This window comes from Natronospira sp., from assembly GCF_007134575.1.
Taxonomy (GTDB): domain Bacteria; phylum Pseudomonadota; class Gammaproteobacteria; order Natronospirales; family Natronospiraceae; genus Natronospira; species Natronospira elongata.
The window spans coordinates 1-6209 of the sequence record NZ_SLKM01000269.1; the positions used below are offsets into that span (position 1 = coordinate 1).

At 62.1% G+C, this 6209-nt stretch carries 8 protein-coding genes; 1 reads left to right on the forward strand and 7 read right to left on the reverse strand.

Going from position 1 to position 6209, the window contains the following annotated elements:
* Positions 1–136: 136 nt before the first annotated feature.
* The 6 genes from ACJWXQ_RS10870 to pspA all read right to left on the reverse strand — a co-directional run bounded on the left by ACJWXQ_RS10870 (position 137) and on the right by pspA (position 4326).
* Positions 137–1546 (reverse strand): lysine 2,3-aminomutase, encoded by a 1410-nt coding sequence (locus tag ACJWXQ_RS10870; protein WP_346050736.1) that lies wholly within the window; start codon positions 1544–1546, stop codon positions 137–139.
* Positions 1547–1883: 337 nt separating this feature from the next.
* On the reverse strand, positions 1884–2666 hold the full coding sequence (locus ACJWXQ_RS10875) for a hypothetical protein (RefSeq protein ID WP_346050735.1): 783 nt from the start codon (positions 2664–2666) through the stop codon (positions 1884–1886).
* A gap of 33 nt (positions 2667–2699) precedes the next feature.
* The gene (gene pspC / locus ACJWXQ_RS10880; RefSeq protein WP_346050734.1) at positions 2700–3110 is read right to left on the reverse strand and encodes an envelope stress response membrane protein PspC; all 411 of its coding nucleotides are present in this window, start codon (positions 3108–3110) and stop codon (positions 2700–2702) included.
* Positions 3111–3122: 12 nt separating this feature from the next.
* On the reverse strand, positions 3123–3401 hold the full coding sequence (locus ACJWXQ_RS10885; protein WP_346050733.1) for a PspC domain-containing protein: 279 nt from the start codon (positions 3399–3401) through the stop codon (positions 3123–3125).
* A complete protein-coding gene (pspB, locus tag ACJWXQ_RS10890) occupies positions 3398–3625 on the reverse strand; it encodes an envelope stress response membrane protein PspB (RefSeq protein WP_346050732.1) in 228 nt (75 codons plus the stop codon). The genes ACJWXQ_RS10885 and pspB overlap by 4 nt, the downstream gene beginning before the upstream one ends.
* Positions 3626–3651: 26 nt before the next feature.
* Positions 3652–4326 (reverse strand): phage shock protein PspA, encoded by a 675-nt coding sequence (gene pspA / locus ACJWXQ_RS10895; protein ID WP_346050731.1) that lies wholly within the window; start codon positions 4324–4326, stop codon positions 3652–3654.
* 160 nt (positions 4327–4486) lie between these two features.
* Between pspA and pspF the strand changes: the two genes are divergently transcribed.
* On the forward strand, positions 4487–5509 hold the full coding sequence (pspF, locus tag ACJWXQ_RS10900) for a phage shock protein operon transcriptional activator (RefSeq protein ID WP_346050730.1): 1023 nt from the start codon (positions 4487–4489) through the stop codon (positions 5507–5509).
* 8 nt (positions 5510–5517) lie between these two features.
* Here pspF and ACJWXQ_RS10905 read toward each other — a convergent pair whose 3' ends face one another.
* Positions 5518–6003, reverse strand: a complete 486-nt coding sequence (locus tag ACJWXQ_RS10905; RefSeq protein WP_346050729.1) for an outer membrane beta-barrel protein — start codon at positions 6001–6003, stop codon at positions 5518–5520.
* Positions 6004–6209 lie beyond the last annotated feature (206 nt).

The following is a 6209-nucleotide window of genomic DNA, read 5'->3' on the forward strand; positions in this document are numbered from 1 at the left end:
GGCTATCGGCACGAACGCTATCTGGATTCCGGCATGGAGTTCACCGGCTTCATCATAGGCATGGGGTTCTGAAAATGAAAAGGCCTGTGCCGGAAACCGGCACAGGCCTCGGGCCTGCTTTCACTGGCTGATGAGTTCAGACCAGCTTCTTGCCTTCCAGGAAAGTGCGGGCATCTTCACACATCTGGCGATATTCGGCCTCGAAAAAGAACTCCTTCTCACCGAAGGCCGGCTCGAGCTGATCCAGCCAGGTGGCTTCCGGGTCGTATTTGGCGAAGAAGGGGCGATTGACCCAGTTGGGATTGCGGCCCTGAATGAAGCGGAGCACGATCACCTTCTCCCCCTTCACCTCGCTGACACCCTGGATTTCCACCTTGCCGGGTCCGGCGCTCATGGAAGGCCCACGAGCAGTGCGGCCCAGACCGGATACTTTCTGCATGGCTTGCTGGTAGATCTCCCAGGCGCGCACCAGGGGCACTTCGAAATACGCCTTGGCGCCCGTATCCCGCTCCACGAACATGTAGTAGGGAATCATGCCCAGGCTGACCTGCTCATTCCACATCCGGGTCCAGACTTCCGGGTCGTCGTTGATATTGCGCAACAGGGGCCCCTGACAGCGGATTTCGGCGCCCGTGTCCCGCACCCGGCGGATGGCTTCGCGAGCCACGTCGGTCTGCAATTCCTGCCAGTGGTTGTAATGAGCCATGACCGCCACATGCTTGCCGGCCGCGACCAGCTCCCGGAACAGATCCAGGACATCATCGGCATCCTTGTCGGTGACGAAACGATAGGGCCAGAAGCTCAGCGCCTTGGTACCAATCCGGATGGTCTGGATGTGCGAGAAGGACTCGCCCGTCAGAGGCTCCAGGTATTCCCGGAGTTTGCGGGTCTTCATGATCATCGGATCGCCGCCGGTCATGAGCAGATCACTCACCTGCTTGTTGGACAGCAGGTAGCTCTGCATGCGCGCGGCATCATCCGCGGCGATCTTGAATTCCTGATCACCCACGAACTGGGCCCAGCGGAAGCAGAAGGTGCAATAGGAATGACAGGTCTGGCCGTTGGACGGGAAGAACAGCACGGTCTCGTTGTACTTGTGCTGCAGTCCGTCGATGACCTCGCCGTCATCGTCCGTGGGCAGATTCATTTCCTTCTGGCCGGCGGGATGGGGGTTCAGACGCTCACGGAGTTCCCGCGCCTTCTCCTTGATGGCCTTCTTGTCCGCGCCCTCGCGGTGCAGGGCAGCCATTTCCTCGTACATCTCGGGCGGCAGCATGTCCCGCTGGGGAAAGGTGAGCTGATAGAGGGGATCGGCCGGGACATTGCCCCAGTCGATGACGTCATTGATCATGTACTCATTGACGCGGAACGGCAGCACGCTGGAAACCACCTTCATTTCGAAGACGGTCTGATCGTCCAGCCGGGACAGATGCTCGATCTTGTCCAGATTCTTGTCGGTAAATACCTTGAAGCGGCGGGGCTCTATATCGGAACCCTCCAGCTCGCGGGCCGCCTGCACTTCCTCGATCCTGGTCACCTTGGACATGGTCACCCCCATTTCAGTCTGGTCTGGCGGGGTGTTCCAACCCCAGAAACAACACCGCGGACCGGTGGCCCGCGGAAAAAGACGGGATATCCTAACAGCCCCGAGGGGGCCTCGGCTAATCCCGATTCACCATAACTTGGACCGGGAACAGGCGCCCCGGTTCATAGAATATTTCCGTTTTCACGTAAAATCAGCCACTTAGGCAGCACTGATTATCGGCCGAGGTCCTGAAATTGGCGGCGCAGGTCCTCACGGCCATCCGTGACAATGGCCTCCAGGGCCGCAACCCGCTCTTCCAGGCGCCTGACGTCATCGCGCAGTTTGGTATCCCCTTTGCTTAATTCAGACGGTCCAGCAAGCCCTCAAGGGCCAATCGAAAGCGGTGGCGCTTGAGGCGCAAGGAACGACGGATATCCAGCAATGCCACCGCGGTGGCGGCAACCCCGGCGACACCGAGAAGCAACCAGGCCCAGAGGGCGCTACCCAGAACCCCCCACAGCAGGAAAAGGCCGACGCCGATGCCGGCCGCCCACCAGCCGATCCATTCGTTGCGCTTTTCCCGAAGATCCGCGCTCAGACGGACAATGACATTGTCCCGATCCCAGTTGGCGACGTTCAAGGACACGTGTTCGGCTTCCACCAGCTTGAACTGGCGACCACCGAAATCCACCAGGCGCTCAACCACGTCACCCAGATCCCCGGAAGGCTCCCAGACGGAGAGCCCGGCGGTACGGCGCACCGGCTGCAGGGACTGCTCCTGCTCCAGCAGGCTTTCAATCCGCGCCTGCACAGACTCTCGCTCACCGGGCAGGCGTCGGCTGACACTGGCCACCGGGCTGCTGAATATCCTGCTCATCAATGGATCTTCATCCAGGACCTCACCGAGCAGGTCCTGGGACCGGACCTCCACCAATGCCTCGCGTACGTGCTCGACGCTGATGCCCACATCGGCGGCAATCCTGAGCACATCCTGCTCGCTGAAGGCGGCCGGCTCGGCACCGCCGGATTGGCTCTGCAGTTCCGCCGCACGGCGGACAACCTGCTCCAGCTCATCCGCTGAATAACGGGCCCGGGATGACTCCTCACTCGGGGCAGCCGCGTCGCGTTCCGCTGATTTCATGCTGCTTCTCCTGTCACGCGTATCCGAATTGGCTCAGCGCCGGTTCAGATCACGAAACTCTCGATCCAGATCATAGCGTCCGGAGGTGACATGGCGCTCCATGCGTTGCAGCCGCCGCTCAAGGTCGCGGAACCGGGCGCGGACGCGGTGCAGAGTCTCCGGCGGTGATTGGCGAAGTTGGCGCCATGCCCGCTCCTCCTCCGCGCTCTGGTAGAGCGCCCGCGGTCGCCGTGGCAACAACAGGGCCAGAGCAATGTAGGCGATGATCACAAAAGGCATGAAAAAGAGCAGGGCGACGATGGTCAGAAAGCGGACACCGGCCACGCTGATGCTGAGATAATCGGCGATGCCGGCGCAAACCCCGGCAATCCAGCCCCGCTCGGGATCACGATAGAGTCGCGCCGGGGCCGAGCGTTCGCCGTGTAAGTCGCTGATACGTGTCATCTTTGCTTCCTCCTATTCCAGGCCATCACGGGCGGCGGTGCGCCAGAAATCCCGTTCTTCCCTGCCGCCGCGCCAGATCAGCCCCCGGCGGGGCAGCAGCAGGGCGGCGGTCAGATAGGCGATCACGGTCGGCCAGGTGAACAGCACCAGGCCGATCAGAAACAACACCCGCACGCCCCAGGGATTGACGCCGATGCGCCCCGCCAAGCCGGCGCAGACACCAAAGATCACCGCCCATTCGGGATCCCGATACAGACCCAGAGGGGCCTGGCTTCGATACGGCTTGCTCATGACCTCCTCCCTCGCGGTGGTTCGCGATCATCAATGATTTCCTCCAGGGTATGGAGGCGCTCTTCCATGCGATCAGCCAGCTCCCACAATTCCACCAAGCTGCGCTCGTCCTCTCCGGACAGCCCGCGGGTCTGCTTCCAGCGGGTGATGTAATGCAGCAGCAGCCACAGTGGCAGTACGATCACCATGAAGATGATCAGCAGTGCGACGATATGCTCTGACATGGTCCCGGACTCCCTTCGCTGGTGGCTTAGCGCTCTGACTGTTCCCGCAGGCGGGCCTTGAGCTCGGCGAGCTCGCTCTCCACGTCCTCGGCCGCCTCCAGGTCCCGGAAGGCCTGGCGGACCCCGTCACCGCCACGACCCAGGTCCATGGCCTCGGCTTCGCCCTCCAGGTGGTCCAGGCGCTGCTCATAGCCTTCGAAACGGGACAGGGCTTCATCCAGGCGGCTGTCATGCACACGCTGGCGGACCTTCAGCTGGCTGGAGGCGGTCTGACGCCGCTGAATCAGGCTCTTCTGTCGGCTACGTGCGTCATTGAGCTTGTTCTGCAGGCGGCTGATGTCCTCGTTGAGCTTGTCCAGGCTCTCGCCCAGCACCTTGTCCTCGGCCTCCAGATGCGCCACCTGTTCGGCGGCCTGCTGTTTTTCCACCAGCGCGGCGCGGGCCAAGTCTTCCCGGTCCTTGTTGATGGCCAGCTCGGCCTTTTCGGCCCATTCGTCCACCTCCGCCTGCCACTGGGCGATGCGGCGCTGAACCGACTTGCGGTCGGCGATGGTGCGAGCGGCGGTGGAACGAACCTCCACCAGGGTGTCCTCCATCTCCTGGATGATCAGTCGGACCATCTTTTCCGGGTCCTCGGCCTTGTCCAGCAGGGCATGGAGGTTTGAATTCACGATGTCACTGAAACGCGTAAAAATGCCCATGTCTTGCTCCTGTGTGTTCTGATGCCTCGCCCTTCTCTGTTGCAGCCGGCGTGCCAACTTCCTAACGCATTGAAATTAAAGCATATTGCTTCGTTGCCACAGAACCAGAGTGGTGTACAATACCAAGAATCTGGCCCTCTACACCGCATATGGTGGTCAAATGAACCAAGCTGGTGGTCACGGCACCCCGCTCGGGGAATCGCGGGTCTTTCTCGAGACGCTGGAACATGCCTCACGGGCGGCGCGGCTGGACAAGCCCGTGCTGGTGATCGGGGAAAGGGGCAGCGGCAAGGAGTTGATCGCCGAGCGCCTGCACTTTCTCTCAGCCCGCTGGGACGGACCATTGCTGCGGCTCAATTGCGCCACCCTGAGCGAGTCGCTGCTGGAGACCGAGCTGTTCGGTCACGAGGCGGGCGCCTTTACCGGGGCGAACCGGCGCCATGCCGGTCGCTTTGAACGGGCTGACGGGGGCACTCTGTTCCTGGACGAACTGGCCACTATCTCCCAGCGCATGCAGGAGCAACTCCTGCGCGCGGTGGAGTACGGTGAGTTCGAGCGGGTGGGCGGCAGTGAGATGCAACAGGCAGACGTCAGGGTGATCGCCGCCACCAATGCCGACCTGCCCGCCATGGCCCGGCGGGGCGAGTTCCGCCCGGACCTGCTGGATCGGCTGGCCTTCGACGTGATCCGCGTCCCGCCGCTGCGGGAACGTCCGGAAGATATACCCCTGCTGGCCGAGCATTTCGCCATGGGCATGACCCGGGAGCTGGGACGGCCGTTTTTTCCCGGCTTCGCCCAATCCGCCCGGGAGGCGCTGCTGGCCCACCGCTGGCCCGGCAATGTCAGGGAGCTGAAGAACGCCGTGGAACGCTCACTGTACCGTCATCCAGACCCGGAAGAGCCGGTTGAGGAGATCGTCCTCCATCCCTTTGGATCCCCCTGGGGCGAGGCGGGAACGATCAGCGATGCAAACCCTGAACCGCCGACAGCCGCCCCCCGGGACGCCGAACACCCGACCACCCTGCCCGATAATCTGGATCAGGCGCTGGCCGAACAGGAACGGGAATGGATCCGCCAGGCCCTGTCCGCCTGCCAGGGCAGCCAGGCAGCGGCCGCCCGCCGACTGGGGCTGAGCTATGACCAGCTCCGGGCCCGACTGCGCAAGCACGATATTCGCCCCTGACCGCGGGATCAGAATCCGTAGACGACGTTGAATTGGAAGGAATCGATGTTGTCACGGGCAATGATTTCGCCCCGCAACTGCAATTGCTGATTGGCCTGCCAGGCGCCGCCAACCCCAACCATCAAGCCATCATCGTCGCCGAAATCGAGACCTGCCCGGCCGAGCAGGGACCAGTATCCGGTAAGCGGGAGCTGGGCGACTGCAGTGGCCCACAAGCCCTGAGCAGAGGGGCGGCGGCGGCCGTCACTGATGAAATCGCTGTCCATGTAGCCCACCTCAGCGAGCAGATTGGCATCGCCGAGGATCGGACCGAAGTCATAGCCGCCAAAGAACTGGGCACCGATGGCATTACGGCTGCCGGAGACGGAATTGCTGCTGACGCCGCCACCGAAGTGAAATCCGTCCAGGTCCTCATTGGCCTGGACGGGGGCAGCGAGCAGCACGGCTGTGAACAAGACCAACGGGCGGATCAGGCCGGCAGATCGGATCGACATGGCAGTATTCCTTCAGTCCTGAGGGAGGATAAGCAAGATATTCCAGAAGACAACAATCAAACGACAATCGTTCCCGTGTTCTCGGGTCAATTCCAGACACAAAAAAACCCCGGCAAGTGCCGGGGTTTTCCAGTCTCCGGCCAATGCCGGCAAGCCGTCAGACCTGATCGATTTAGAAGTCGTAGGTCACGTTGAATTGGAGGGAA

Coding starts and splice junctions, on each gene's coding strand:
- ACJWXQ_RS10875 (WP_346050735.1), bottom strand. CDS start 2,666: ATGAAATCAGCGGAACGCGACGCGGCTGCCCCGAGTGAGGAGTCATCC.
- pspF (WP_346050730.1), top strand. CDS start 4,487: ATGAACCAAGCTGGTGGTCACGGCACCCCGCTCGGGGAATCGCGGGTC.
- pspC (WP_346050734.1), bottom strand. CDS start 3,110: ATGACACGTATCAGCGACTTACACGGCGAACGCTCGGCCCCGGCGCGA.
- pspA (WP_346050731.1), bottom strand. CDS start 4,326: ATGGGCATTTTTACGCGTTTCAGTGACATCGTGAATTCAAACCTCCAT.
- ACJWXQ_RS10905 (WP_346050729.1), bottom strand. CDS start 6,003: ATGTCGATCCGATCTGCCGGCCTGATCCGCCCGTTGGTCTTGTTCACA.
- pspB (WP_346050732.1), bottom strand. CDS start 3,625: ATGTCAGAGCATATCGTCGCACTGCTGATCATCTTCATGGTGATCGTA.
- ACJWXQ_RS10885 (WP_346050733.1), bottom strand. CDS start 3,401: ATGAGCAAGCCGTATCGAAGCCAGGCCCCTCTGGGTCTGTATCGGGAT.
- ACJWXQ_RS10870 (WP_346050736.1), bottom strand. CDS start 1,546: ATGTCCAAGGTGACCAGGATCGAGGAAGTGCAGGCGGCCCGCGAGCTG.